A 25,902-nucleotide genomic window follows, 5' to 3' on the forward strand; every position below is an offset into this window, starting at 1 on the left:
GAGCAGGTTATGATCCGTGTATATGCACCCGCTTCAATCGGGAATTTTGCTGTTGGCTTTGATGCACTCGGTGCTGCGCTGGCGCCTATCGATGGCACCTTATTAGGTGATGTTGTAGAGGTGAGTGCCGCTGAGCAAGATACCTTTGTCTGCTCTGGCGACTATGCTCATAAATTGCCTGCTAATGCTGAAGAAAACTTGGCTTATCAGTGTTTAATTCACTTTAAAGAACACGTTGCGCCGGCTATGCCAGCGGTAAAACTGGAGCTTAAAAAGAACTTACCAATTGGCTCAGGTTTAGGTTCAAGTGCGTGTTCTGTGGTGGCTGCGTTTGCAGCCCTTGATAAGTTTGCCGAAACGAACTTATCACAAGAGCAACTTATCGAGTTGATGGCTGATTTTGAAGCCATTGTTAGTGGCGGCCGTCATTACGATAACATCACGCCATGTTATTTAGGTGGTTTGCAATTAACTGGTGAACTTATTCCGAACAAGTCAATTTCGTTACCAGTTGATAACCAATGGTATTACGTAGCGGCTTTTCCAGGTTTTTCACTGAATACCGCAAAAGCGCGATCAGTACTGCCAAAGCAATTATCAATGCACGATAGTGTTGAGTTTGCACAGCGACTTTCTGCATTTAGTAGCTTATTGCTAACTGGTCGCTTTGATGCAGCGCTATCCATTATGAGTGATGAAATAGCCGAGCCACATCGTGCTCCACTCATACAAGGCTTTGCAGAAGCTAAAAGTGCCTTACCAGAGCTTGGCGCAGAGATTGTCAGTATTTCGGGGGCGGGTCCAACATTATTTACCGTGTGTAAGAGCTTTGCAGCTGCACAAAAGTGTGCAGCGTGGCTGAATGATAATTACATCAATGAGCAGGGCTTTTGCCACATCTGTCAACTTGATCAGCTTGGCACACGACAGCTTTAAAGAATTTAAGGAATAAACATGCAATTACATAATTTAAAAGATGAAACACAACAGGTGTCGTTTGTTGAAGCGGTAAAAACGGGTTTAGGGCGTAACCAAGGGGTGTTCTTCCCAGAAAGCCTAACGCCAATTCAAGACATTGATGCGTTATTAGATTTGGACTTTGTTAGCCGTAGCAGCAAGATTTTATCGCACCTAATTGGTGATGAATTACCTGCCGATACCGTTGCTCAGATGGTGCAAAATGCGTTTAACTTTGATGTGAAGTTGGTAGAAGTTGAAAAAGACATTTATTGCTTAGAGCTATTTCATGGTCCAACGCTTGCGTTTAAAGACTTTGGTGGCCGTTTTATGGCTGAATGTCTTGCGCAATTTAACCAAGGCGAAAAAGTCACGATTTTAACGGCTACATCAGGCGACACTGGGGCTGCGGTTGCTCATGCATTTTATAATAAGCCTAATATTGATGTCGTGATCTTATACCCGAAAGGTAAAATATCACTGGCGCAGCAAAAGCTATTCACAACGTTAGGCAATAACATTCACTGTTACGCCGTTGATGGTAGCTTTGATGATTGCCAAAGCATGGTAAAGCAAGCGTTTTTAGACGATGAAGTTAAACAAAAGCTTGGTCTAAACTCAGCAAACTCAATCAATATCAGTCGTTTAGTTGCACAGGTATGCTATTACTTTGAAGCCATTGCCCAATTACCAAAAGAGCAGCGCAGTAAAGCGCATATCTCAGTACCAAGTGGTAACTTTGGTAATGTGTGCGCTGCAATGATTGGAGCAGTGCTTGGTATGCCGGTTGCTAAATTAAGTGCCACAACGAATCAAAACGACACGGTGCCACGTTTTTTACAAAACAAAGAGTGGGCACCGAATGACACACTTGAGTCTTTATCGAACGCAATGGATGTGAGTAAACCGAATAACTGGCCACGTGTTCAGTTTATGTTGGATAACAAATGGTTTAGCTATGATGATTTTTACTCAAGCTGTGTAGGTGAAGAAGAAACAAAAGAGGTGATGAAAAAAATTCATCAAACGGGTTACATTGCAGAGCCTCATACTGCAATTGCTTATCAAGGCTTGAAAGAAAATCTAGCAGACGGCAGCGCAGGCATCTTTTTAGCGACAGCACACCCAGCTAAATTTAAAGAAAGTGTTGAAGAAATTTTAGACATCGAATTGCCTATGCCGAAACCACTTGCTGATGCATTAGCAAAGCAATGTTTAGCTGAAGATATCAAGTTTGATTATCAATTGCTTCGCACTGAGCTACTAAGTAAACTCGCGTAATATCCATAAAAAAGAGCGGCTTAGCCGCTCTTTTTTATATTGCTTATTTTAATGAAGTAGTGAATGGCTATGACGGTTTAAAACTCGCATAATGAGAATTACCAAAGAGGCGATACACAGTAACACACTGATAATTGAGATTATTTCGTTTTGTGTCCACTGAATTAAAGTGAACGCTGAAATGAATAAAATAAATGGTTTAAATTCATAGTAATAGTGAGATTTCGTTTGTTTTATTCTTTGGCTTGAGTGATCAGTTCTTCTGGCCTCAGAGCGCATACGCCACACATTAGCGCCCATTAAAAACAGTATTATACCGATTAAAGTTGGCACACTATCTTTGGCTAACGTAATACAACTCACCCCGAGAAAGAAGTACACATAAGGGACAACTTCGTAAATTGGTTTGGCTAACATGTCTCGCTATCATCCTTGATACTAACTAATACTATAAGATTAGTTGGTGTAAGCGGAAATACAAGTGTCAGCGGCCGCTTTTTTAATTTAGTGACATTTTAAAAATATATGTAATATTTTAAATTTATAAATTTTTGTTATGTATCAATAAAAAAATATCATTATTAAAACACTGTGAAATAAATTCAATCCCTGTTTAAATATGTTCATCTTTACACGATAGGCAAAAGTGCGTTTTAAGCGTACAATATAGCCTTCAAAAAAACACCATACACGTTGCCTTAGGAGACCCCATGTTAGAACGTAGCATGAATATTTCGGATTTCGATCCAGAGTTATTTGCAGCCATCAATAAAGAGACGGCTCGTCAAGAAGAGCACATCGAACTGATCGCGTCTGAAAACTACTGTAGCCCACGCGTGCTTGAAGCACAGGGCTCTCAGCTAACGAACAAATATGCTGAAGGCTACCCAGGCAAACGTTACTATGGCGGTTGTGAGCACGTTGACGTTGTTGAGCAACTGGCTATTGACCGTGCAAACGAATTATTCGGTACTGACTACGCTAACGTTCAACCTCACGCAGGTTCACAAGCAAACGCAGCTGTTTTCCAAGCGCTTCTTCAGCCGCACGATACAGTACTAGGTATGAGCTTAGCTCATGGTGGCCACTTAACTCACGGCTCACACGTTAACTTTTCTGGTAAAACGTACAATGCAATTCAATACGGCCTAAATGAAGAGACAGGCGAAATTGATTATGCTCAAGTTGAAGCACTTGCATTAGAGCACAAGCCAAAAATGATCATCGCTGGTTTCTCTGCATACTCTGGCGTTGTTGATTGGGCTAAATTCCGTGAAATCGCTGACAAAGTAGGTGCATACTTATTCGTAGATATGGCTCACGTTGCTGGTCTTATCGCGGCAGGTGTATACCCAAGCCCAATCCCTCACGCACACGTTGTTACTACAACAACTCACAAAACATTAGCGGGTCCTCGTGGCGGTCTAATCGTTTCTGCATGTGGTGATGAAGAGATTTACAAAAAGCTAAACAGCGCTGTATTCCCTGGTGGTCAAGGTGGTCCTTTATGTCACATCATCGCTGCTAAAGCGGTTGCTTTCAAAGAAGCATTACAACCAGAGTTTAAAACGTACCAAGCACAAGTTGTTAAGAACGCTCAAGCTATGGTTGAAGTTCTTCAAGAGCGTGGCTACAAAGTTGTTTCTGGTAAAACAGACAACCACTTATTCCTTCTTGACCTAATTGATAAAGATATCACAGGTAAAGATGCTGACGCTGCACTAGGTAATGCAAACATCACAGTTAACAAAAACTCAGTACCAAACGACCCACGTTCACCGTTCGTAACGTCTGGTCTTCGTATTGGTTCTCCGGCTATTACTCGCCGTGGCTTCAAAGAAGCTGAGTCAAAAGAGCTTGCGGGCTGGATCTGTGACGTACTAGACAACATCAACGATGAGTCTGTACAAGCAGAAGTAAAAGAGAAAGTGAAAGCTATCTGTAAAAAATTACCAGTTTACGCTTAATTACTGGTTAAACCGTAATTAAGATAACAATAGCGTTGTTTTTTGCTATTATAAGGGCCGCTTACTAAGCGGCCTTTTTTTGTTTTTTATAAACGGAAGTTGAACCCTATGCATTGCCCTTTTTGCACCGCAAAAGATACCAAAGTAATTGATTCTCGACTTGTTGGCGGTGGTCACCAAGTGAGACGTCGACGTGAATGTAACGAATGCCATGAGCGCTTTACCACCTTTGAAGGCGCTGAGCTTGTGATGCCAAGAGTCATCAAGCAAGACGGTAGCCGCGAACCATTCAATGAAGACAAGTTACTCAATGGCTTGCATCGCGCTTTAGAGAAACGCCCTGTTAGCACTGAGCAGGTCGATGAAGTCGTTAACATCATTAAATCTCAACTTCGTGCCACGGGTGAACGTGAGATCTCTAGTCATTTAATTGGCGAGTGCATCATGGAGTCACTAAAGAAACTCGACAAAGTAGCCTATGTGCGCTTTGCATCGGTTTATCGTTCATTTGAAGATATTCGCGAGTTTGGTGAAGAAATCGCTCGTTTAGGTGATTAATCATGTCGTTTACAGAGCTTGATACAGCTTATATGGCGCGTGCCATTGAGCTTGCTAAACAAGGTCGTTTTACTACGACGCCAAACCCGAATGTTGGCTGTGTTTTGGTTAAAGATGGCGAAATAGTCGGTGAAGGGTTTCATCAATTAGCAGGGCAGGGCCATGCTGAAGTGAATGCCTTGGCTGTAGCTGGCGACAACGCGAAAGGCGCCACTGCCTATGTGACTTTAGAGCCTTGTAGTCATTATGGACGCACTCCACCTTGTGCCGAAGGTTTAAAAGCAGCGGGTGTTAGCAAGGTGATTGCCGCTATGGTCGACCCAAACCCTGCGGTGAGTGGTCGCGGCCTACAAATTTTAGCCGACGCCGGTATTAGCGTTGCATCTGGTTTACTTGAACAACAAGCACGCGATTTAAATAAAGGTTTTTTAAAGCGTATGGAATCAGGATTGCCATATGTGACTTGTAAAATGGCATGTAGTTTAGATGGTAAAACTGCGCTAAATAACGGCCAAAGTAAATGGATAACAGGCTCTAAAGCACGCCAAGACGTGCAAGCGTTTCGTGCCCAAAGTTGCGCGATACTCACTGGCGCAGATACGGTTTTGACCGATAATGCAAAACTGAATGTTCGCATTGAAGAGCTTCCATTTACCATGCCTACATCCTTGCCTTTACGCCAGCCGACCCGAGTCATTATTGATTCACAAAATAGGTTAACGCCTGAGCTTGCGTTATTCAGCATCGAGAGCCCAGTGATTATTTTTACCACGTCGCTTGATAATCAGCATCAATGGCCTCATTTTGTTAAGCACGAAGTGGTGCCAGCAGTTAACAATAAAGTTGATTTATCGGCCCTTTTAAAGCGTCTTACTGAGCTACAATTTAATCATATTTGGCTCGAAGCGGGGGCGACCCTTGCTGGGGTGTTCGCAGAGCAAGATTTAATTGACGAATACATTGTTTATATTGCTCCTAAGTTAATAGGTGATATGGGCAAAAGCTTACTAAACTTTGCAGAAGTCACCATGATGAGTGATATCACTGAACTGACCTTTACTGATACAGTGATGATTGGTGACGACATCCGCTTAACAGCGACAAAAGCAAAGCAAGCCACAGACATTGAAAATAAAGAGTAGCACTATGTTTACTGGAATAATTGAAGCAACAGGTAAAATTGTTGAACTAACACAAAAACAAGGTGATCTAGCTATTCGTATCCAAAGCAATAATTTGGATATGAAAGACGTCAAGCTCGGTGACAGTATTGCCACCAACGGTGTGTGTTTAACGGTTGTCGCTAAACATAGCGATGGTTTTAGTGCTGACTTATCAAACGAAACAATCAGCTTAACTGGATTTGCGCATTATAAAAAAGGTCAAACAGTTAACCTCGAAAAAGCCATGCAACCACTTTCTCGTTTAGGCGGGCACTTGGTATCAGGGCATGTTGATGGTATTGCGACGGTAGAAAGTATTAGCCCTAATGCTCGTGCAACAGAGTATTGGCTAAGTACCAACAGCGATTTAATGAAATACATTCCCTACAAAGGTTCGGTATGTATTGATGGTATTAGTTTAACGGTCAACGAAGTCGAGCAAAATCGCTTTAAGTTGACGATTGTTCCACATACCGCTGAGCAAACAACGATTGCAGAATTTCAGGTGGGTACTCAGGTGAACTTAGAAGTTGACCAGATTGCTCGCTATTTAGAGCGCCTAATAAAAGGGGCTGAACAACCTTCCCGTTCAGACATATCAATGAGCTTGCTAGCACAAGCTGGCTTTATTAAATAAGCACGGATAGGTCAAATTAATCATACTCTCATGGGCACATTATGAATTTACACAGCGCGCAAGAAATTATCGATGACATTAAAGCCGGTAAAATGGTTATTTTAATGGACGATGAAGACAGAGAAAATGAAGGCGATTTAATCATCGCAGCAGAACATATTAGTGCTGATGCCATCAACTTTATGGCAACACACGGCCGTGGTTTAATTTGTCTAACCATGACACAAGAGCGTTGTCAGCAGTTAGAATTACCACTTATGGTCAAAAACAACGGTGCTGCCTTTTCAACTAATTTCACTATGTCGATTGAAGCGGCTAAAGGCGTAACAACGGGTATTTCTGCGGCCGACCGCGCACGCACAGTGCAAGCGGCTATTGCTAAAGGTGCCGTGCCGAGCGATATTGTACAACCAGGGCATATTTTTCCAATTATGGCGCAGCCAGGTGGCGTGTTAACACGTGCCGGTCATACTGAAGCGGGTTGTGATTTAGCGCGTTTAGCGGGTCTTGAGCCTTCATCAGTGATTGTTGAAATTTTAAATGCAGATGGCACCATGGCACGTCGCCCAGATCTTGAAGTATTTGCGAAAGAGCATGACTTAAAAATTGGCACCATTGCGGATTTAATCGAGTACAGAAACCTAAACGAAACCACCATTGAGCGCGTTGCTAAATGTAAACTGCCAACCGAGCATGGTGACTTTGATTTAGTGACCTACAAAGACACTATTGATGGTCAGCTTCATTATGTTTTACAAAAAGGTGACGTATCAAAAGATGAGCCAACGTTAGTACGTGTTCACTTACAAAGTACGTTTAATGATATTTTGCTCTCAGATCGCAATGCAGACCGTAGTTGGGGGTTATCTGATGCAATGGCTTATATTGCTAAACATGATGGTGTGTTAGTAATTTTAGGTAAACAAGAGTCAACCGAAGAGCTTGAAGCAACGGTAAAAGCATTTGCCGCTGAAGATGCGGGTGAAAATGTTAGTCATCGTAAATTCCAAGGTACATCGCGTACCGTGGGGGTCGGCTCTCAGATCCTAGCTGATTTAGGTATTGAAAAGATGCGTTTAATGAGCCGTCCGAAAAAGTACCATGCGTTATCTGGTTTCCACTTAGAGGTGGTTGATTACGTTGAGCCGCAGTCTTAATTAACTAGGCTACTTTTATATTTTTGTGGTATTATGCGCCGTAATTTTTGCGCAATCGCAACCGCTTAAACTTATTTTTTAGGGTTATTAAATGAAAATTATTGAAGGTAACAAATACGCACCAGGCAAAAAATTTGCCATTGTCATTTCTCGCTTTAATGACTTTATTGGTAGCAGCCTATTAGCAGGTGCTGTTGATGAGCTTAAGCGCACAGGTGGCGTATCTGACGACGACATTACCGTTGTTTACGTACCAGGTGCCGTTGAATTACCTTTAGCAGCGAAACGCGTTGCAGCAAAGAAAGAACACGATGCAATCATCGCTTTAGGCGTAGTGATCAGAGGTGGTACGCCACACTTTGATTTAGTCGCTGGCGAATCAAACAAAGGTCTTGCACAAGTATCTCTTGAGTATGATATCCCGGTTGCATTTGGCGTATTAACCACTGAAAGCATTGAGCAAGCAATTGAGCGCGCAGGTACCAAAATGGGTAATAAAGGCGGCGAAGCTGCTTTAGGTGCGCTTGAAATGGTTAATGTGTTAGACAAAATTTAAGTTTAAGGAATCTCTGTGAAACCAGCAGCAAGACGTAAAGCACGTATCTTAGCACTTCAAGCCGTATACTCTTGGCAGTTAAGCGGTAACCCAATTGCTGACATTGAACAGCAAATGTTAATTGAAAATGATGTGACTAAAATCGACGTCGAATATTTCAAAGACCTAGCACGCGGTGTTGTTGTTAACTGTAAGCAATTAGATGAAATCGTTGCACCACATTTAGCACGCCCAGCTGATGAGTTAGACATGGTCGAAAAAGCAATTTTACGTCTGTCTGGCTACGAGCTGAAATTCCGTGAAGACGTACCTTATAAAGTAGCAATCAATGAAGGCATTGAGCTTGCGAAGATGTTTGGTGCTGAAGATAGTCATAAATTTGTTAACGGTGTACTTGATAAAGCAGTGAAAGAGCTGCGCAAGTAATCAACCCCGTAAAGGAGAGCCGGCTTGGGCCGGCTTTTTTGTGTATGAAGGAATTTGAATTAATCAATCGTTACTTTAAAGGTCGCGGCATTATTCGTCGTGATGTAAACCTTGGAATTGGTGACGATTGTGCGTTAGTAACCGTGCCTGAAAACTGCCAACTGGCAGTAACAACAGATACCTTAGTCGCGGGTGTACACTTTTTTGATGATATATCACCGCGTGCCCTAGGACATCGTGCTTTAGCCGTTAATTTAAGTGACTTGGCTGCAATGGGCGCTGAACCTACGTGGGTTTCGGTTGGTTTAACATTGCCAGATGCTAATATAGAGTGGCTTGAACAGTTCACCGAAGGCATGCATGAGATTGCAGAGTACTTCAATGTGCAGATCATTGGCGGTGACACAACACAAGGGCCTTTAACGATTACCATTTGTGCTAAAGGCATCGTACCTCAAGGTAAAGCGTTGCGTCGTAGTGGTGCCAAAGTGGGCGATTGGATTTATGTAACTGGTCCACTGGGGGATGCTGGTGTAGCAATAGAAGCACGTAAGCAAGGCCTTGATATTGCCCCAGAACATTTAAGCTATTTAAATAATCGCTTCGATTACCCGACGCCTCGAGTGGCTGCAGGGCAAGTTTTACGCGGTGCAGCCTCATCAGCCATTGATATTTCTGATGGTTTACTGGCAGATTTAGGCCATATTTTAGCGCTATCGCAAGTTAGTGCTGTGATTAATGTTGATAAAGTGCCTGTGTCAGATGCCTTAAATTCTTCAATTCCACGTAAAGAGCAGTTTGATTACATTCTAAATTACGGTGACGACTACGAGTTGTTGTTTACTGTGCCTGAAAGTAATAAAAGCATGGTAGATATGAAACTACGCCAGTACGGTGTTGAAGCGAGTTGTGTTGGGCAAATTCAAAGTGGCGAAGGCGAGATTGAGCTATTACTTGATGGTGAAAAATTTAACTATCAAGGTAAGGGCTTTCAGCATTTTACGAAGGAGCCGGTTTGAGCAGTAACCGTTTATTCAATTTAAAACGCCCACACCAGTTTTTTGGTTTGGGTTTTGGTTTAGGTCTTGCGCCTAAAGCACCAGGTACCTTCGGTACATTTGCTGCCTTACCATTTATTTTTATAACTATGTACTTTCCATTGTGGTTACAGGTGGTGTTCGCCATCGTGATCAGTGTGTTTGGTATTTGGGCCTGTGGTAAAACAGCCGATGACTTAGGAGTACATGATCATCCAGCCATTGTTTGGGATGAAGTTGCTGGTTATTATATCACCATGATAGGTGCCGTATTAAGTTGGCAGTCATTATTGGTTGGTTTTTTATTGTTCCGCTTTTTTGATATTGCTAAACCAGGTCCTATCCGAATTTTAGATAGACGTTTACACGGTGGCTTGGGCATCATGGCTGATGATATTTTAGCAGGTATATTTTCATTAATTTGTGTTCAAGCCTTGTTTAAAGCAGGCTATTTACCTTTTTAAACGATGAGTTAGGTGTTACTTGGTGGCAAGTATATGATGCGATTTATAATTCTCTGTTTGTTGATGCTTTGCAGCACGTCTGCATTTGCGTCTATTACCGACTACGTCGTTAAACAGTGGAATATCCAAAATGGCTTGCCCTCACAATCTTTAAAAAGTATTGCTCAAGATGAGCAAGGCTATATGTGGCTAGGCACACAGTTTGGCCTAAGTCGCTTTGATGGAAATACCTTTACTAACTTCAATACACAAAATAGCGATTTTCTACCTAGTAATGGTATTAATAAGCTATTGGTAGATAGCACCGGGTTACTTTGGGTTGGTACCAAAAATGGTTTGGTAACACTTGATCCTAAAACTATGATGTCGCAAACCTTTAACGTAAAAGGGCCTGTTCGCGATATTCTTGAAGACTCAAAAGGCAGTATTTGGATTGCGGCCAATGGCCTTTATTTCGTAGCACGTAATCAGGTTACATTAAATCAAAATTCAGCCTTGGTCGTGCCTGTATCCAATGCCACACCAATTACGCAAATTGTCGGTTCAGTCAGCCAAATGGCGCTATCACCAGAAGGTATATGGTTGGTCAATGAGCGTCACCTGTTGCGTTTAACAAATACCTCATCTGACTTTGCAAAGCTACGTTTAGAACTTACCGCAAAAGTGTCATTGCCTGAGCGCCTAGCGCAGACCATTATTCATGATATGGCTTGGCTTGAGGGTAACTTATATTTAGCATCGGAGCTGGGTGCATACTTTCTTGATTTAGATGATGAGCTGCGTCCATTCCCACTCCCTAACGCGAGCAACTCAGCTGTTTATAAGTTTATGAGCGATTCAGATGGTGCGCTGTGGATTTCCACCTATGGTCGTTTATTATTTAGAGATAACTCAGGTGACTGGCAGTGGGTTGAGCCTAGTCAGTTAGATCAGAGCATCTGGTTTGCTGACATCTTTCGTGATAATCAAAATAATATTTGGCTGGCAAGCTTTAGTGAAGGTTTATGGCTTGCCCACGAAGGGCGAATAGAGCGCCATTCTGCTATTTCAAATATGACCGAAGCGGTGATGGCGATTAGCCAAGCGCCTGATGGTAAGTTATGGGTTGCTAACCGTAGTGGTGTTGGTTACTTCGATTACAATAAAAACTTTGTAAATCAAATACCCAGCAATCAATTTGGTCGCGCTGCGGTGCATGACTTACAATTTGATGGCGACCGCCTCTATATTGCCACTGGTCGAGGCGTTTTTTATTATGAAAACCAGCGTTTGTATACGGTACCTGGTAGAGCTCTTCGTGATAACCCCGTATTTGCAATTAGCAGTTCAAACAAAGGCGGTTTCTGGCTTGGCACGGGTCGGGGCATGTATCGGTTAAGTTATGGGGGGTTAACGCCATTTGCTTACAACGCCTTTTTGAGCAGTAAATTTATAACCTACGTACTGGATGAGCAAAATTTTGGCTTAATTGGCACGAGTAAAGGTGCTTACTACTTTACCGACCGCGGTATTGAGAAAATTGGCGATCAGACCAGTTTAGAGAGTGCGTATGTGACCAGTATTTTAAATATCGACGGTGTGGGTATTTTAATTGGCTCTTTGAATGATGGCTTATTTTATCGAAGCACACAAGGGCAGTGGCGTCAGTTAGATGCTACAGACGGTTTACCCTATGGCTCTATTTTCAGTCTTGTCTATGACAAACAGCTAAAGCGTATTTGGGTCAGTACCATGAAAGGCGTATACCGTATGCCGGTTGAGCAGTTTAGTACCGACATTGAGAGCTTGAAAGTTGAGCAGGTTATTTCGTCATTTGACCGCCAGCTTGATGGTAAGGCTAGCCAATGTTGTGCGGGTCTTGGTCATGATGCGGTGGCGGACACTGGTAATTCAATTTGGTATCCAAGTTTACAAGGGGTCGTTGAAATACCTAAAAGTGTTGAACTATTTGGTGTTAAAGCACTTAAGCCACGTATTGAAAACATTACCACACCACTTCGCCAAATGAGTACGGCTTCGCTTGGCGCTAAACCAGAATTACAAATTGATGAGCGAGATGTCACCATTAAGTACACCGCTATCGATTATTATGCTCCTTCAAGTATTGAGTTCCGTTACCGATTAAGTGGGTTAGATAGTCACTGGCGCTATGCAAACACACGTCGCGAAGCAATCTACACTAACTTACCACCGGGCTCTTTTTTATTTCATCTAGAAGCTAAACGCCGTGGTGAAGACTGGCAGAAAGCGCGCAGAACAGACTATGCGTTTGTTGTGCCGCAACGATTTGATGAAACTATTTATTTTAGATTGCTCATCACAAGCAGCTTTATTTTATTATTTTATCTGGTCTTTTGGGTGTTTAGAGCGCAAGAAAAACGCAAGCAGTTAGCCCTTGAAAGCTTAGTAACAGAACGCACCGTAGAGCTTCGTGAAGCGAACGATAAGCTTAACCAAGTGAACTCACAGCTTAAATTAGTTAGTCACTCAGATGAGCTGACGGGGCTTCGTAGTCGCCGCTTCTTATTTGATCAACTTCCTAAGGATATTGAGCACTTCCAGCGTAACTCGCAATCACTGCAAGCGCAGGGTAAATGCTTAGTATTGATGATTATTAACTTTGATAACTTTAGCCGTATCAATGACGCCTATGGACCGCTGGCTGGTGATAGTTGCTTACAGCAAATGGCTACACTGTTGAATAGTCGTACCCAAGGCTCTGATTATGTTGCACGTTGGAGTGGTGATGAGTTCTTACTTTTACTGCGTGATTTTAAACGTTCTGGTATAGATAGTTATGCAGCTGAACTGTGTGAGGCTATTGCGGGTAATGCATTTAGACTTCCAAATGGAGAGTCAACAACCATTACTGCTTCTCTTGGATGGTCTTTTTATCCGCTTCCTTTGCTAGGTGGGCAAGTTATTGGTTGGGAAACATCAGTGAACCTTGCAGATATCGCACTACATCAAGTTAAAAAGCGTGGTGGCGACGGGGTTGCTAATATAACGTTTGATGAGCAACTTGACGCATTTGAGTTTGAACAAACTCAAAATGTTGATCAGCAACTCAGTGCTCTTCAGGCTAATGGTCTAGCAGATATTAAAATCTGGATGCGCTAAATAAAAATGCCTTATCTAGGGCTAGATAAGGCATTGGAGGCCAACCAAGACGCTTGTTACCTAAACGCCTATTGATGGTTTAGTGGTTAAGCCAAGCAGGTAAAATAGCCACCGACTCAGGCGCTGTAAATGAATAGCTAACATCTGCAGCGATATCGCCTCCAGGGCTATTTAAAATATTGTCGAAACGCATTACTAGACCGTTTGATTTCTCAGCCACATAGAGATGGCTGCCTGTGTACATGATATCTACAGGGTTACCAAGCTGACTAGCGGGACCAGCGATGTTAACGCTAACATTGGTTAAACCACTTGCCATTGATGCATTATTTATCACGTAAATTTTACCGTCTGTTGCATCCGCAGCACTGCCTACATCAGAGATAATTAACGAGTCACTGGTTGGGTCGTAGTCTATGCCATGAATGTTGGTTGGCGCCGCAAATGCAGTACCACCCGATGCAGGAGTAATTAAGCGATCTTCACCTGAAATAGTTGTCATGCCAGCTAGCCATTTGCTTTTAACTTCATCGAATACTGCAACCGTGCCATTGGTCAGTGCAACAAACGCTTTATCTGTTACAGGGTCATAGTCAACATCCCAAGGGCGCGCACTAGCACTAGGAGTCAGTGTCATGAGTGGGCTTACATCACCTGTTGCGCAGCTTGAAAATATCAAAACCCCAGGTGTAGTTGGATTGAATTCTGCAACAAATAGCATGCCAGCATCAGATGCTACATCAAGCCCCTTCGGTGAAATAATACCGGTATTTGCGCCAGTAATTAATCTGTCTTGGGCCATTGAAAAGCTTTCGCCATCACGAGAAGTCGCCACTTTAGTTGAAATTGCAACGCCGCCAATTGACGTGCTTGCATTATCAAATGTGGCATAGCTAGTGCCTGATTTGTCGAATGCAACACTCTCAATGGTTTGGCTTGCATTATAAGTCGCAAGCTCAGCTGTTAAAGGAGCATTTAAACGACTAATTTGCCCCGTAGTAGGGCCTACGGCTCCTGGGTTACTGCTGACTGCAACACCAAGTAGCGGCATATTCACCATGATACTATCAGAACTATCTTGCATATCGTTATGCATGATGGTTTCTGTAATTGATTCTGGTTTTGTAGTCGCAGTGACTAAGTCTGGCGAAATATCACCGCTTGGGCCTGCAAATATGTTACTAAATACCAGAACTGCGTCATTTGATTTTTCAGCGACTCTTAAGTCACTCCCTGTGAGGCTTATATCAACTGGGTTACCTAGCATAGACATAGGCCCTGCAATATGACGATCTACCGTGACCATGCCACTGGCTTGTGATGCATCAGAAATAACAAAAATTGCACCATCTGTTGTATCTGATGCACTGCCTACATCAGAGAGTACTAAGGTGTTAGTTTGCATATCAAGCGCGATGCCATGAATGTTGACTGAAACTTTAGCACCGCTGTCATCGCTAGGTGTAATTGTTCGGGCTGGTGTCGCTACAAAGCCACCACTGACGTAATTATCATAAACTGCTACATCACCATTGGTTAGCGCAACGTATAAACGATCGTTGTCATCATCGTAGGTTAAGTCCCATGGTTTTGCAGCTGTGGTGGTTGTTGCAAGTGGGGCCACATCACCTGCGGCTTCTTTACCGAATACAGTGACTTGCATCGCATTAAAATCAGCAATCAGCACCAAGCCATGCTTATGAGATACATGAATACCTTTGGGATTGACAAGGGTTGTGTTAGTACCGCTTATCATACGATCGATACTGCTGTTATAGCTGCCATCGCCACGACTAAGCACCTGACATACGGTACTTAACGAGCCATTAGCAGAATCTGCTGCTTGCACTAAGTTACCTAAGCTATCGAATGCAACACCTTCGTTGGCACCACTATTAAACGTACTTAACTTAGCCGCATTTTGGTCAATCAAGTTGACTGTGCCTGCGTTATCAGCGCCATTGTTAGCTAGAATAAAGGTGGCTGCCGCAAAGCCTGGCGCCCCATTTTGCCCATCCATTCCATCCGAACCATCTTGTCCTGCAACACCTTGTTGACCTGCTGCACCGTCTTTACCATCATCGCCACTACAGCCTGCAATACCAATCGTAACAGCGAGCGCTAAGGCCGAAAATGTTAACTTCATAAGTTTAGACTGAGTGTCAATTTGTTCTACTGCTAGGTTGTTTTTAAACGCTTTCATTTGTTCATACCTTCTTTAATATTCCATCAAATGTGAACAGACATCTGTTTTGCTTAGCACAGCTTAAAAGCATTACTTGCTCACAGGTTAACCTCAGTGAATAAACGAAGAAGGGATAATGTTGGATGCAAAAAAATTAATTATTTTTCAATTTTTTTAGATGTGATTGTTCTATAAATAAAAAAGGAGCTCTATGCTCCTTTTTGTAAATTAATGTCAGGCTATGAATGCGTTGATATTGGTTACTATTCCTTGGGTATCTAATCCCATTTCTGCATGCATCTCTTGCTGAGTGCCATGCTTAATGAATTCATCAGGAATACCTAAGTTCAATATTTTTACACTTGCCTTAGCGGCTGCTAAATACTCATTAACTGCCGAGCCAGCACCACCAGCTATGGCGTTGTCTTCTAATGTCACAAGTACATCGTGCTCTGCGAGTAAGTCATCAATAGCTTGTGTATCAAGCGGCTTAATAAAACGCATATCAAGTAAGCTGGCGTTGAGTTCCTTTGCCGCCAGTTCAGCGTTTTCTAGTAATGTACCAAACGATAAAATCGCCACTTTACTGCCTTTGCGTATAGTGCGTGCACGGCCTATTTCAATTGCGCTCATTTGCGTTTCAACGTCACAATTGCCCGCACTACCACGTGGGTAGCGAACTGCTACTGGTTGATTACATTGGTAACCAGTGTAAAGCATTTGTCGGCACTCATTGGTGTCGCTTGGTGCCATGATGATCATGTTTGGTATGCAGCGCATAAAGCTTAAGTCGTAGGCACCTTGGTGAGTTTCACCGTCTGCGCCAACAATACCTGCACGGTCAATGGCAAATAAAACAGGAAGGTTTTGTAGTGCCACATCATGAATGAGCTGATCATATGCACGTTGTAAAAAGCTTGAGTAAATGGCAACAACTGGTTTTAAGCCTTCGCATGCTAAACCTGCCGCCAGTGTTACTGCATGTTGTTCCGCAATAGCAACGTCAAAGTATTGCTCGGGGTATTCTTTCGAAAAGCGTACCATGCCTGAGCCTTCACGCATTGCTGGGGTAATTGCCATCAGCTTGTCGTCTTGTGCTGCCATATCACAAAGCCAGTCACCAAACACATTAGAGAATGTAGCGGCTCCTGGTTTTGATTTGGGTAGTTTTGACATGCTTGGATCGAATTTTGGTACACCGTGGTAGCCAATAGGGTCCGCTTCAGCAGGTTTATAACCTTTCCCTTTTTGCGTTTTTATGTGCAGTAATTGTGGGCCTTTAAGATTACGCATATTGCGTAAGGTATCAACCAACATGTTTACATCGTGCCCATCAATCGGGCCGATATAATTTAAACCTAGCTCTTCAAAGAAAGTGCCAGGGATGACCATACCTTTTAAGTGCTCTTCCATGCGACTTGCCAGCTCTTTTACTGGAGGCAAACCTGATAGCAGCTTTTTGCTGCCTTCACGGATGTTGGTATAAAAGCTACCTGATAAGATTCGTGCAAAATGGTTGTTTAGTGCACCCACGTTTTCAGAAATCGACATTTCATTATCATTTAAGATAATTAATACGTTAGGGTTTACATCACCCATGTGGTTCATCGCTTCGAATGCCATACCTGCAGTAATCGCACCATCACCAATAACAGCCACTGTTTTTCGATCTTTACCTTCTTTTTCAGCGGCAATGGCCATTCCTAGTGCGGCTGAAATTGATGTACTTGAGTGACCTACACTAAATGTGTCGTACTGGCTTTCTTCGCGAAATGGGAAAGGGTGTAAACCGTCTTTTTGGCGAATAGTATGCATTTGGTCACGGCGACCCGTTAAAATTTTATGTGGGTAGGCTTGATGGCCTACATCCCAAACGAGTCGATCAGAGGGCGTGTTATAGACATAATGCAGAGCGACAGTTAATTCAACTGTGCCTAACCCTGAGGCTAAATGACCACTACTTTGCGAGACTGAGTTAAGCAGGTACTCGCGTAACTCTTTACTAAACGCAGGTAATTTATCTTGCGCTAAATCACGCAGCTGTGCTGGCTCGTCAACCAAACTTAATAATGGATACTTGCTACTATCAAGTGTCATGATTTTATATACATCCTTCGCTAACCAGAGTGCATTATAGCTTATTGTGACTCTGATTTTTTAGTTATTTTGTCGTTGTTTTACGCATCAATATTTGCGTTCAACAATATAGTTGGCAAGCCTTGCCAGTTCACTCGTATCGAAATTAATCGCCTCTAAAGCTTGATGTGCCTGTGCGAGTAAATCTTGCGCTTTTTGCTTTGCGCCATCCAGTCCTAAAAGAGCGGGGTAGGTTGCTTTATTCGCTGCAATATCTGACCCTTGTGGTTTGCCAAGTGTTTCTGTATCTGCTTCGACATCTAGGATATCGTCTTGTACCTGAAAAGCCAGACCTATCGCTTGTCCAAACAAATTAAGCTGTTTTAATGTGTACTCGTCACATTGATTGGCACACAATGCACCTAGGGTTATTGCACAATTAAGCAGTGCCCCTGTCTTTAGTTGATGAATACGCTCTAATTGTTCGACACTGATTTCATTATTCGTCGCACTAATGTCAAGCGCTTGACCACCTACCATACCTTCAATACCTGAGGCTTTGCTTAATGAGGCGATCATTTTTATTTGCTGCGCTGGCGGTACAGAAAAAGGATGATTGGCAATTAAGTCAAAGGCAAGTGTTTGTAGTGCATCACCTGCAAGAATAGCGTTTGCTTCACCATACACTATATGGCAAGTAGGGCGGCCACGTCGCAGATCGTCATCATCCATTGCTGGTAAGTCATCATGAACTAGTGAATAGCTATGGATACACTCAATGGCTGCTGCAAGAATATCGAGGTCTTTTTTCTGTGCCCCCATCATCCTACCTGTTGCATAAACAAGGTATGGACGTAATCGTTTGCCGCCATTTAACACGCCATAATGAGTGGCTTCTTTTATTGTTTGTTCGGTATCTAAAGGCTGATCAAAATAGTGATTAAGTGTTGCTTCAACATCATTGCGCGCATCTTGCAGTTGGTCTATTAATTGCACTGAAATTAGTCCAAATTTGAATCGAAATTGCTCAGTGGAGCTTGGCTATCGTTACCCATAAGTATGGCAACTTTTTGTTCTGCTTGTTGTAGTTTACCTGATGAGGCATTAGCTAATGCAATACCACGTTCAAACTGCTTAAGAGATTGCTCTAATGACAAGTCACCCTGTTCCATTTGTACAACAATATTAGATAATTCATCCAAGGCTTCTTCAAAGCTCAAGTTTTCTGGTTTCTTCGCTGCCATAGTGGCCTCACTAGCTGATAGAAAGTGAGGCCAATTTTAGGGGGAATGCTAAACTAGGTCAAAGAATGATGTGTTTTTTTACGCATAAAGCAACGCCAATATGTTATTTTTACGCTTTTAGACACAAGATAAACTTGTAGCTTGAGAAACTTACATTAAAATAAAATTAATTCATTTAATGATTTAAGTATTTCAATTGCTTGCCGATAAGCAGTTAATAATAAAAATTTGATGCCTTAGGGTATCGTGCAATTGTTCCTCTGGAGGGGTATGTGGATTTAGCAACCATAATAGGTATTCTTGGTGCCATAGGCTTAATTGCTATGTCGATGGTGTTAAGTAGTGATGGCCAAGTTGCAATGTTTTATAACACCCCTTCGGTGGTCATTGTATTTGGCGGCTCTATTTTCATTGTGTTGTCAAACTTTACTATGGGTCAGTTTTTGGGCATAGGTAAAGTTGCCGCGAAAGCTTTCATGTTCAAGATAGAATCTCCAGAAGAGCTAATAGAGAAAGCTGTAGAGTTAGCAGACTCAGCCCGTAAAGGTGGTTTTTTAGCACTCGAAGAAGCTGAAATTCCTAATGGCTTTATGCGCAAGGGCGTTGATATGCTCGTCGATGGTCATGACGCCGATGTGGTTCGTGCTACCTTGCAAAAAGATATCGCACTTACTGCCACTCGTCACGAGCATGGCGCGGGACTATTTAAATCGTTAGCCGACATAGCTCCTGCAATGGGTATGATAGGCACGCTAATTGGTCTTGTTGCCATGTTATCAAATATGGACGATCCTAAAGCTATCGGTCCTGCGATGGCCGTTGCACTATTAACGACATTATATGGCGCGTTCTTAGCGAATGTGGTTGCTATTCCAATTCAGGTAAAACTAGAGCTACGCAAAGACGAAGAGGCTCTTAACCAACGCTTAATTCTCGACGCGGTACTGGGTATTCAAGATGGTCAAAACCCGAAAGTAATAGAAGGTATCTTGAAAAACTACTTAGCAGAGTCTAAACGAAAAGTGGATACTGAGGAGTAAGCATGTCTGATCAAGAGTGCAAATGTCCACCTCCGGGTTTACCAGCTTGGATGGGAACCTTCGCAGATTTAATGTCACTGTTAATGTGCTTCTTTGTACTCTTGCTTGCCTTTTCTGAAATGGATGTCCTTAAATTTAAGCAAATTGCCGGCTCAATGAAGTTTGCTTTTGGTGTACAAAACAAAATTGAAGTAAAAGACATCCCAAAAGGAACTTCAGTAATAGCCATGGAGTTTACGCCGGGTAAACCCGAGCCTACGCCTATCGAAACAATTCAACAACAAACGGTTGAAATGACCCAGCAGATGTTGGAATTCCAAGCCGGTGATGAAAGCTCAGCAGGTGGACGTCAAGAGCAGCGTGGTAATAAGCGTGGCGGTGAGTCTCAAAGTACAGCGCAAGAACAAGCGATGGATCAATCTATTTCCGCTGCGAATCAAGAACAAACCAACGAGCTTGTGAAGAAAATTGCGCAACAACTTGAACAACAGATTATTGATGGGGCGATTGAACTAGAGTCTTTAGGCCAGCAAATTATTATTCGTATTCGGGAAAATGGCTCATTTCCTTCAGGGAGTGCGTTCTTACAGCCTAAATTTAAACCAATTATTCGAGATATTGCAACCTTGCTAAAAGACGTGCCTGGCGAAATAACGGTATCTGGTCACACTGATGATTTTCAGGTTTCCAATGAGTTATATACCAATAATTGGGATTTATCTTCAAAGCGTGCAGTTGCAGTTGCAAGTGAAATGGAAAAAGCCCCAGGTTTCGATAAATCGAGAATGGTCGTAGTGGGCCATGCTGAAACGAGGCCACTTGTTCCCAATGTTACCGATGAAGATAGAAGGCGTAACCGTCGCGTCGAAATCTCAATTATGCAAGGCAAGGCGCAAGAGTCGGATCCTATTGATGTAAGACCCTAAATCAGTTACAGTTACAATTAGTTAAAGAATGTAATGGGTATAAGAATGAAAAAGCTCGATAAATATTGCTACCTGCCAGGTAACGGTGATGGTAACGATGGTAAAACAGAAAACTGATTAAGGTCGTTACTCGTGCCTGATTGGTTCAACTCTTTTATTGTTATATTAAGTAATAGCTGGGTGTTCATTCTGAGCCCAGCTATTTTTGTTTTTTATATCAGAAATGATTGGCTCGCCTTCAGGTTTTCTGTAATAACCGCTAGTTTTTTTCTATATGGCACTCTTATCCATTCAAGCCTGAGTGAGTTTGATGACATCTTTGTTTGGCGTTACGTTGTATGGGCATTTAATGACATAGCATGGATGGCCATCATTGCTTATCTTGGTATAAAAGATAAGGTTTATCTTTGGCAGAGCGTACTAGGGCAGTTAGTTGTTGTAATGGCACCCATATTACAACTATTTCGCGTAATTGATATTCACTTATGGGATTTATCGTATAGCACATATATGTATAAAACCTTACTCCCTGTTATTAATATAGGCACCGTAGTTGTATGTTATTTGCCTATGATTTATTTATTTACCCGTCGCAATAGGCTCGCCGAGACCATTCCTAAGTAAAAAATGCTGTGTTAGACTACTGTTTATAAAAACAGTATTTAGTGTTGCGTTATGAAACTTTACATTGCCGAAAAGCCGTCCCTTGCACGAGCCATTGCTGATGCACTACCAAAACCACAAAAAAAGCAGGAAGGTTATATTGAGCTTGCTAATGGTGATTGTGTTTCTTGGTGTATTGGTCATTTGCTTGAACAAGCTGAGCCTGACGATTACGATGCAAGTTTTAAAAAGTGGCGATTTGAGCACTTACCTATCGTGCCTGAACAATGGCAGTTAAAACCTAAAGCAAAAACACGCAAACAACTCACCGTATTAAAAAAGCTGATTAAGCAAGCGAGTATAATCATCCATGCTGGTGACCCTGACCGTGAAGGCCAGTTATTGGTAGATGAAGTAATTGAACAGGTAAAACTAAGCCAAGCTAAAAAACAGCAAATCCAGCGGCTCTTAATAAGCGACTTAAACTTAAGTGCAGTTAAAAAAGCGCTGAATAATTTAAAGTCGAATCGCGATTTTATTCCTTTGAGCGTATCAGCCTTAGCTCGCTCACGTGCCGATTGGTTATTTGGCATGAATTTAACGCGAGCTTATACGCTTGCTGGGCAAAAAGCAGGGTTTGGTAATGTGTTGTCTGTAGGTCGTGTTCAAACACCTATTTTAGGGCTAGTTGTAAATCGCGATAATGAAATAGCTAACTTTGTAGCAAAACCTTTCTACGAAGTTTTGGCTCATCTCGAAACAGAGCAGCAGCAAACATTTTCTGCTAAGTGGCAACCAAGTAAAGCATGCGAGCCCTATCAAGATGAAGAAGGTAGAGTATTACATAGAGGACTTGCTGAAAATGTTGTGTCACGAATTACTAATCAACCAGCTAAGGTGGTTGAGCTTGAGCAAAAACAAAAAAAACAACAAGCGCCGTTACCTTATAACTTGTCGGCTTTACAAATTGATGCGGCAAAAGCGTTTTCTATGCCAGCACAAAAGGTGCTAGATACCTGTCAAAGCTTGTATGAGCGTCATAAGTTAATTACGTATCCTCGTTCAGATAATCGCTATTTACCAAAAGAGCATCATAAAGATGCAGCGAGTATTATTGCCGCTATCGCCAATAATGAAGGTCAAGCAAGTGAAGCTTGCAAGCAAGCTGATACCAGTAAGCGGAGTAAATGTTTTAATGACAACAAGGTTGCAGCTCACCACGCTATTGTTCCTACCGAAAAACAGCTACGCTCAGCATCATTAAATAGCGAAGAACAAAAAATCTATCGATTGATCTGTCGTCATTATTTAATTCAGTTTTATCCAGACTATGTGTTTAACGAAACCAAAGTAACGGTTGAAATTGCGGGTGGGCTTTTTAAAGCTGCTGCTAAGCAAGATATTAGCTTAGGCTTTAAAACATTAATGGGTAAAACAAAGTTAAAAGATGAGCAAACCTTACCTGCACTTGAAAAAGGTCAGCCGCTACATTGCAATCAAGGTGAAGTGGTAGACAAAATGACGACACCGCCAGCGCATTTTACTGATGCTACCTTATTGAGTGCTATGACAGGCATCAGCCGCTATGTGAAAGACCCAGAAATTAAAAAGATCCTTAAAGAAACTGATGGCTTAGGCACTGAGGCTACACGGGCTGGTATTCTTGAGCTTTTATTTAAACGCCGCTTTTTAGAGCGTCAAGGTAAAAACATTCTAGCTACCGCAACAGGCAAAGCTCTCATAAGTACATTACCAGAGCAGCTTGCTAGCCCTGACTTAACAGCTAAGTGGGAAGCATCGTTAGGGAATATAGCTGAGCAACATATGAGTTATCAGCAATTTTTAACGCCATTACTGACTGAGTTACATGCTTTAGTTGAGCAAGCTAAGCAGTGCGACAGCCAAGTCTTTGCCCAGTTACCAAAAACGCCGCAAAAGCGACGTTTTAAAAGAAAAGCTAAGCCCAGAACTAAGTCAGCCTAAACTACTGTTTGTTGAATAGGGCAACCGCGGCATTACTCATCGCTGTAATCCCAGTAGGGAGCGCCTTTTTGTAATCAGGTGCAAACTTACTTGAGTGTAAAGAAGGTAATGTTGCACCAGATTGCATCGCCGCATCATACTGACTAGGCTCAACACCCCCTAACCAAAATAAAGTAATTGGAATATTCTTATCTGTACGTCCGTATAAACCAAAGTCTTCGCCGGCCATGACTGCTTCTGTTTCAAGTACATTGTCTGCACCAATCGCATTAGCAATTGCTGAACGCACTAAGTTGGTTTGCTCAGGGTTATTATAAGTAGATGGAATAGATTCATCTTCATGCACATACACTTCGGGCGCTAAGCTTTCATCAAGTCCTGCACTTAATGCAATCCCTTTAGAGATACGTTTAATTGCTGCGATTTGTTGTAATCGCACTTCAGGGTTATAACTACGAAGCGTTAATTGCAGTTTAACTTCATCTGAAATGACATTGTGTTTAGAGCCACCGTGAATTGAGCCAACAGTGATCACTGATGGCTCTAATGGTGACAATTCTCGGCTAGTAATCGTTTGTAGTGCTAACACAATCCGCGAAGCAATCACAACAGGGTCAATGGTTGTGTGTGGGTAAGCACCGTGACCACCTTTTCCTTTTACAGTAATATCAACTGAGTCAACACTTGCCATTGTGTACTCATTTTTCATGCTGATTTTACCAGCTGGAACACTGGCACTGACATGTAAAGCAATTACGTGGTCAGGCGTAGGGTACTTGGTAAAAAGTCCTTCTTTAAGCATTGCTTTTGCACCACCGCCTACTTCTTCAGCGGGTTGTGCGACCATCATTAATGTACCTTGCCACTGATCTTTGTGTGTCATTAACTGTTGGGCTGTGCCAATAAACGAACTCATGTGAATATCATGACCACAGCCATGCATTACACCGACAGTTGAGCCTTCGTCGTTTGTAACCGTTACTTTTGAAGCGTACGGTTTACCAGTTTGTTCAACAATGGGTAAGCCATCTGTATCGGTACGGATCATCACAGTTGGTCCAGTACCATTTTTGTAAATACCAACTACGCCATAGCCACCTACATTATCAGTAACCTCAAAGCCAAGTTTAGTAAGTCGTTTTGCTAATTTCTTACCTGTTTGTTTTTCATGATAAGAAAGCTCTGGAGATTGATGTAAATCTAAGTAAAGCTTTTCAATCTCTGGCATGGTTTTCTGAAGATTTAAATCTAAGCTTGTTGCTTGTGTTATGGGAGTAAGAAATAATAACGCAGCAGATATAACTGATAATTTCATAATGACCTCGACTGAATGGGCTTGTAATTGTTATGTTTGTCACCATATAAAAACCTAAATACTTATATAGTGCAATTGATCAAATGAATAATATGGTAAATGTTACTCCACAGAATTTACAGCAAGTACTGGGTGAGACCTCAGCCGAAAAATTAGTTTTACTAACTTTCTACTCTGCGCAAAACCCAGAGTGTCATCAGCAAGCTGTTATTTTAGAAAAAATCGCACATGAATACGGTGAGCATTTATTAGTAGCGACATTAGACTGTGACGTTGAGCAAGCTCTTGCAGCGCAACTTGCACAGCAAATTGGTTTGCAAGCATTACCAACGCTTGTGATGTTAAAAGATTCTGCGCCTGTAGATATGTTACCGGGTGCTCAAACAGAACAGCAAATTCGTGATGCGCTAGCAAAGCATTTACCAGCCCAGCACGAGTTATTACTTGAACAAGCTAAGCAAGCGTTAATTAATCAAGATTTAAATAATGCGTTTAATTATGCAAAGCAGGCTTATGAGCTTGATCCGAGCCATACGCGTGTAAAATTAGTATTAGCTGATATTTGTATTCAAATTCATAAATTAGAAGATGCACAAGCATTACTAGATTCAGTGGCAGAGAATGAACGTGATGCGTATTTCACAAATATTCAAGCAAAGTGTGAACAAGCATTAGCTGCAACAGACTCTCCAGAAATAAAAGCACTGCAAGCTAAAGTTGAAAAATACCCAAATGATTTAGAGATAAAAGTAGAGTTAAGCAATGCGCTTAATAATGCGGGTCGCAAAGAAGAAGCGTTAGAGGTGTTATTTAATGTGCTTAAAAAAGATCTTAACTACGCAGATGCAAAACCAAGCTATCTAGAAATCATTGCCTCTTTACCTGATGGCGATGCATTGGCGTCTAAGTATCGCCGTAAACTATATAGTATCTTGTACTAATCCATCATTGATTGATAAAAGCGCCATTAAAAATAGTGGCGCTTTTTTATTTAAAAACTTGCGTATTACCTAATATCGATAATACTTAAGATCCTCTCGAGAAAAGTTGGCTGTATTTTGTACAGTAAACTGTGTTTTTTACTGCCTTTAGCTTGTTTTTTGCGCGAAAGGTGAGTTTTTAGTGTTTTTCTATAAAAAGTGCTTGCGTTAAAAATCCATCTCCCTATAATGCGCATCCACTGACACGGCGGGCAGCAACGAAAGAC

23 protein-coding genes are annotated in these 25,902 nt (G+C 42.1%); 17 read left to right on the forward strand and 6 right to left on the reverse strand.

Annotated elements, in window-relative coordinates:
* The first annotated feature begins 9 nt into the window (after positions 1-9).
* Both thrB and thrC read left to right on the forward strand, forming a co-directional pair.
* On the forward strand, positions 10-936 hold the full coding sequence (gene thrB / locus PAARA_RS17020; protein WP_062570194.1) for a homoserine kinase: 927 nt from the start codon (positions 10-12) through the stop codon (positions 934-936).
* 18 nt (positions 937-954) lie between these two features.
* Positions 955-2,238 carry a threonine synthase gene (gene thrC, locus PAARA_RS17025; protein WP_062570195.1) on the forward strand — a complete coding sequence of 428 codons (1,284 nt, stop codon included), beginning with the start codon at positions 955-957 and terminating at the stop codon, positions 2,236-2,238.
* A 48-nt stretch (positions 2,239-2,286) separates the two neighbouring features.
* Here the strand turns inward: thrC and PAARA_RS17030 are convergent, their stop codons facing one another.
* Entirely contained in the window at positions 2,287-2,655 is a 369-nt protein-coding gene (locus PAARA_RS17030) for a hypothetical protein (protein ID WP_062570196.1), read from the reverse strand.
* A 293-nt stretch (positions 2,656-2,948) separates the two neighbouring features.
* Here PAARA_RS17030 and glyA point away from each other — a divergent pair, with 293 nt between their 5' ends.
* The 10 genes from glyA to PAARA_RS17080 all read left to right on the forward strand — a co-directional run bounded on the left by glyA (position 2,949) and on the right by PAARA_RS17080 (position 13,323).
* The gene (gene glyA / locus PAARA_RS17035; RefSeq protein WP_062570197.1) at positions 2,949-4,205 is read left to right on the forward strand and encodes a serine hydroxymethyltransferase; all 1,257 of its coding nucleotides are present in this window, start codon (positions 2,949-2,951) and stop codon (positions 4,203-4,205) included.
* A gap of 108 nt (positions 4,206-4,313) precedes the next feature.
* Positions 4,314-4,763, forward strand: a complete 450-nt coding sequence (gene nrdR, locus PAARA_RS17040) for a transcriptional regulator NrdR (RefSeq protein WP_054552576.1) — start codon at positions 4,314-4,316, stop codon at positions 4,761-4,763.
* Between the two features lie 2 nt (positions 4,764-4,765).
* Positions 4,766-5,905: a bifunctional diaminohydroxyphosphoribosylaminopyrimidine deaminase/5-amino-6-(5-phosphoribosylamino)uracil reductase RibD gene (gene ribD, locus PAARA_RS17045; protein ID WP_062570198.1), complete on the forward strand. Its 1,140-nt coding sequence runs from the start codon at positions 4,766-4,768 to the stop codon at positions 5,903-5,905.
* Positions 5,906-5,909: 4 nt separating this feature from the next.
* On the forward strand, positions 5,910-6,563 hold the full coding sequence (locus PAARA_RS17050; RefSeq protein WP_062570199.1) for a riboflavin synthase: 654 nt from the start codon (positions 5,910-5,912) through the stop codon (positions 6,561-6,563).
* A 41-nt stretch (positions 6,564-6,604) separates the two neighbouring features.
* Positions 6,605-7,720: a bifunctional 3,4-dihydroxy-2-butanone-4-phosphate synthase/GTP cyclohydrolase II gene (gene ribBA, locus PAARA_RS17055; RefSeq protein WP_062570200.1), complete on the forward strand. Its 1,116-nt coding sequence runs from the start codon at positions 6,605-6,607 to the stop codon at positions 7,718-7,720.
* Between the two features lie 91 nt (positions 7,721-7,811).
* On the forward strand, positions 7,812-8,276 hold the full coding sequence (gene ribH / locus PAARA_RS17060) for a 6,7-dimethyl-8-ribityllumazine synthase (protein ID WP_036966328.1): 465 nt from the start codon (positions 7,812-7,814) through the stop codon (positions 8,274-8,276).
* A gap of 15 nt (positions 8,277-8,291) precedes the next feature.
* Positions 8,292-8,702: a transcription antitermination factor NusB gene (gene nusB, locus PAARA_RS17065; RefSeq protein ID WP_054552571.1), complete on the forward strand. Its 411-nt coding sequence runs from the start codon at positions 8,292-8,294 to the stop codon at positions 8,700-8,702.
* Positions 8,703-8,746: 44 nt separating this feature from the next.
* Positions 8,747-9,721 carry a thiamine-phosphate kinase gene (thiL, locus tag PAARA_RS17070; protein ID WP_062570201.1) on the forward strand — a complete coding sequence of 325 codons (975 nt, stop codon included), beginning with the start codon at positions 8,747-8,749 and terminating at the stop codon, positions 9,719-9,721.
* Positions 9,718-10,203 (forward strand): phosphatidylglycerophosphatase A family protein, encoded by a 486-nt coding sequence (locus PAARA_RS17075; RefSeq protein ID WP_062570202.1) that lies wholly within the window; start codon positions 9,718-9,720, stop codon positions 10,201-10,203. Before thiL ends, PAARA_RS17075 begins: the two co-directional genes overlap by 4 nt.
* Positions 10,204-10,236: 33 nt before the next feature.
* Positions 10,237-13,323: a ligand-binding sensor domain-containing diguanylate cyclase gene (locus PAARA_RS17080; RefSeq protein ID WP_062570203.1), complete on the forward strand. Its 3,087-nt coding sequence runs from the start codon at positions 10,237-10,239 to the stop codon at positions 13,321-13,323.
* A 79-nt stretch (positions 13,324-13,402) separates the two neighbouring features.
* Here the strand turns inward: PAARA_RS17080 and PAARA_RS17085 are convergent, their stop codons facing one another.
* The 4 genes from PAARA_RS17085 to xseB all read right to left on the reverse strand — a co-directional run bounded on the left by PAARA_RS17085 (position 13,403) and on the right by xseB (position 18,828).
* Positions 13,403-15,526, reverse strand: coding sequence for an NHL repeat-containing protein (locus tag PAARA_RS17085; protein WP_245219984.1), 2,124 nt, complete (start codon positions 15,524-15,526; stop codon positions 13,403-13,405).
* Between the two features lie 216 nt (positions 15,527-15,742).
* Entirely contained in the window at positions 15,743-17,605 is a 1,863-nt protein-coding gene (gene dxs, locus PAARA_RS17090; protein WP_062570204.1) for a 1-deoxy-D-xylulose-5-phosphate synthase, read from the reverse strand.
* An 87-nt stretch (positions 17,606-17,692) separates the two neighbouring features.
* Positions 17,693-18,580, reverse strand: a complete 888-nt coding sequence (gene ispA, locus PAARA_RS17095) for a (2E,6E)-farnesyl diphosphate synthase (RefSeq protein ID WP_062570205.1) — start codon at positions 18,578-18,580, stop codon at positions 17,693-17,695.
* Between the two features lie 5 nt (positions 18,581-18,585).
* Positions 18,586-18,828 carry an exodeoxyribonuclease VII small subunit gene (gene xseB, locus PAARA_RS17100; protein WP_062570206.1) on the reverse strand — a complete coding sequence of 81 codons (243 nt, stop codon included), beginning with the start codon at positions 18,826-18,828 and terminating at the stop codon, positions 18,586-18,588.
* A gap of 272 nt (positions 18,829-19,100) precedes the next feature.
* Between xseB and pomA the strand changes: the two genes are divergently transcribed.
* From pomA to PAARA_RS17120, 4 genes are all read left to right on the forward strand, one after another.
* Complete coding sequence (gene pomA, locus PAARA_RS17105) at positions 19,101-19,868, forward strand: flagellar motor protein PomA (protein ID WP_062570207.1); 768 nt, start codon at positions 19,101-19,103, stop codon at positions 19,866-19,868.
* Positions 19,869-19,870: 2 nt separating this feature from the next.
* Positions 19,871-20,794 (forward strand): flagellar motor protein MotB, encoded by a 924-nt coding sequence (locus tag PAARA_RS17110; protein WP_062570208.1) that lies wholly within the window; start codon positions 19,871-19,873, stop codon positions 20,792-20,794.
* Positions 20,795-20,926: 132 nt separating this feature from the next.
* Complete coding sequence (locus PAARA_RS17115) at positions 20,927-21,418, forward strand: hypothetical protein (RefSeq protein ID WP_062570209.1); 492 nt, start codon at positions 20,927-20,929, stop codon at positions 21,416-21,418.
* 51 nt (positions 21,419-21,469) lie between these two features.
* Complete coding sequence (locus PAARA_RS17120) at positions 21,470-23,380, forward strand: DNA topoisomerase III (RefSeq protein WP_062570210.1); 1,911 nt, start codon at positions 21,470-21,472, stop codon at positions 23,378-23,380.
* Position 23,381: 1 nt separating this feature from the next.
* Here the strand turns inward: PAARA_RS17120 and PAARA_RS17125 are convergent, their stop codons facing one another.
* Positions 23,382-24,695: a M20 metallopeptidase family protein gene (locus PAARA_RS17125; RefSeq protein ID WP_062570211.1), complete on the reverse strand. Its 1,314-nt coding sequence runs from the start codon at positions 24,693-24,695 to the stop codon at positions 23,382-23,384.
* Positions 24,696-24,778: 83 nt separating this feature from the next.
* Between PAARA_RS17125 and PAARA_RS17130 the strand changes: the two genes are divergently transcribed.
* Entirely contained in the window at positions 24,779-25,636 is an 858-nt protein-coding gene (locus PAARA_RS17130; RefSeq protein WP_062570212.1) for a tetratricopeptide repeat protein, read from the forward strand.
* Positions 25,637-25,902: the final 266 nt, after the last annotated feature.

The sequence above is a fragment of the Pseudoalteromonas arabiensis genome (assembly GCF_001550155.1).
Taxonomy (GTDB): domain Bacteria; phylum Pseudomonadota; class Gammaproteobacteria; order Enterobacterales; family Alteromonadaceae; genus Pseudoalteromonas; species Pseudoalteromonas arabiensis.